General features: G+C 71.2%; 2 protein-coding genes. Both read right to left on the bottom strand.

Features of this window, described 5'->3' with window-relative positions:
- Positions 1–271 precede the first annotated feature (271 nt).
- Positions 272–868, bottom strand: coding sequence for a dephospho-CoA kinase (coaE, locus tag A6A06_RS07275; protein ID WP_073760229.1), 597 nt, complete (start codon positions 866–868; stop codon positions 272–274).
- A gap of 72 nt (positions 869–940) precedes the next feature.
- Entirely contained in the window at positions 941–1,888 is a 948-nt protein-coding gene (locus tag A6A06_RS07280; protein ID WP_073760231.1) for a proteasome assembly chaperone family protein, read from the bottom strand.
- Between the last annotated feature and the right edge of the window lie 207 nt (positions 1,889–2,095).

Here is a 2,095-nt window from a genome sequence, read left to right on the forward strand (position 1 = left end):
GGGGGGGGGAGAGGGAAGAGGTGGGGCAAGATCAGGTTGGTTGTTGGTGGCGAGGGTTACCGGAGCGTCGATGCCCGGCTCATGCTCCGACGCCGGACCTTCGGTCTCGGGATCGGTTTGCCCCGTAGCCGGGGCTGCCTCTGAGGTCTGGGCACAGCGGGCTCCGCTGTCTTCTCAGCACCTCCCCCGCCCGCCGTCTTCCGTCTGCCCCCCGCCCGCGGCTCGCGGCTTGGAGTCGCGTACGTGGCGGGCCGTGACGCGCACCCTTCGTTCAGCTCTGCCGGTCCCGCAGGTGCTCCCATGCCTGGCGTACCTGGGGCTCCAGTGCCTCTAGCGGGCCGTCGTTGTCGATGACGAGGTCCGCGATGGCGAGGCGGTTCTCGCGCGTTGCCTGGGCCGCCATGCGGGACTTCGCCTCGCGTTCGGTCATGCCGCGTAGCCGTACGAGCCGGTCGAGCTGGGTGTGCGGCGTGGCGTCGACCACGATGACCAGGTCGTACAGAGGGGCGAGGCCGTTTTCGGTGAGCAGGGGTACGTCGTGCACGACCACTGTGTCCGGGCCGGCTGCCGCTTCCAGTTCGGCCGATCGCGCGCCCACCAGTGGGTGCACGATCGCGTTCAGCGCCTGGAGTTTCTCCGGGTCGTTGAAGACGATCGCGCCCAGCTTGGGCCGGTCGAGTGTGCCGTCCGGGGACAGTACGTCCGCGCCGAACTCCTCGGTCACGGCGGCGAGACCGGGCGTGCCCGGCTCGACCACCTCGCGTGCGATCTTGTCGGCGTCCACGATCACCGCTCCGTACGACGCGAGTAGCCGCGACACCTCGCTCTTGCCTGCGCCGATACCGCCCGTAAGCCCCACCTTCACCATGGGGCCCACGCTATACGGACCGGTCCTCCCCCGGCCATGGCGACGGCTGTGCCCCAGGAACAGCTAGCGGCCTCAGGCTCCGCCGCCTTCGCCCTCGCGCTCTGCCAGGAAGCGCTCCAGCTCCCTGCCGATCTCGTCCGCGGACGGCAGTTCCATCGGCTCGGCGACCAGGTTGCCCCGGCTCTCCGCGCCCGCCACGGCGTCGTACTGGTGCTCAAGGCCGCTGACCAGGGCGACCAGTTCCTCGTCCCCTTCGGAGATCTGCCGCTCGATCTCCTCCTGGGTGCGCAGCGCCTCCGTACGCAGCGAGTGCGCCGCGGTCGGCAGCACCAGCCCGGTGGCGGCCGTCACCGCTTCCAGCGCCGTCAGCGCCGCGTCCGGGTACGGGGACCGGGCCACGTAGTGCGGCACGTGCGCGGCCACGCCCAGCACGTCGTGTCCGGCCTCCGCGAGCCGGAACTCGATCAGTGACTCGGCGCTGCCCGGCACCTGGGCCTCGTCGAAGAAGCTGCCGTGGCCGGGCATCAGGTCGGTGCGGTTGCCGTGCGGCGTGATGCCTACGGGGCGGGTGTGGGGGACGCCCATCGGGATGCCGTGGAAGTTGACCGCCAGCCGTACGCCGAGCCGCTCCACCATCTGCCGGACCGCGGCGGCGAAGCGCTCCCACTCCACGTCCGGCTCCGGGCCGGACAGCAACAGGAACGGCGCGCCGGTGGCGTCCTCGACGAGCTTCAGTTCGATGCTCGGGGTCTCGTACGCGGTCCAGCGGTGGCGCTCGAAGGTGAGCAGCGGCCTGCGGGCGCGGTAGTCGACGAGCCGGTCGTGGTCGAAGCGGGCGACGACCCGGTGGGTGAGGCTGCCCAGCAGCCGCTCCACGATCTGGTCGCCGGTCTCACCGGCATCGATGTAGCCGTCGAAGTGGTACAGCAGCACCAACCCCGCGGAGTCCCGCGCGGTGATCGCCTCTACCGCTGCGAGCCCGCTCGGCTCCCATTCGTACAAACCCTGGGGATCCAACACAGTGTCCGCTCCTCCTCGATGTCCGTCCCCCAGAACGTCGTACGCGCCCGCGGCATTCCCGCAGCATTCCCGCCGCCGTCTGCCACCCGGCATTCGCCACCCAGCGCCACGCCACCCGCCACCCAGCACGCACCACGCGACACACGCACACACCACCCAGCTCCCGCCCCGCCCCACAGCCCCCCACACCCCGCACCCCGCACCCCG

This window comes from Streptomyces sp. CB02923 (assembly GCF_001905005.1).
Taxonomy (GTDB): domain Bacteria; phylum Actinomycetota; class Actinomycetes; order Streptomycetales; family Streptomycetaceae; genus Streptomyces.

Excerpts from the sequence above, each read along its gene's own strand:
- coaE (WP_073760229.1), bottom strand. The coding sequence starts at position 868 with ATGGTGAAGGTGGGGCTTACGGGCGGTATCGGCGCAGGCAAGAGCGAG.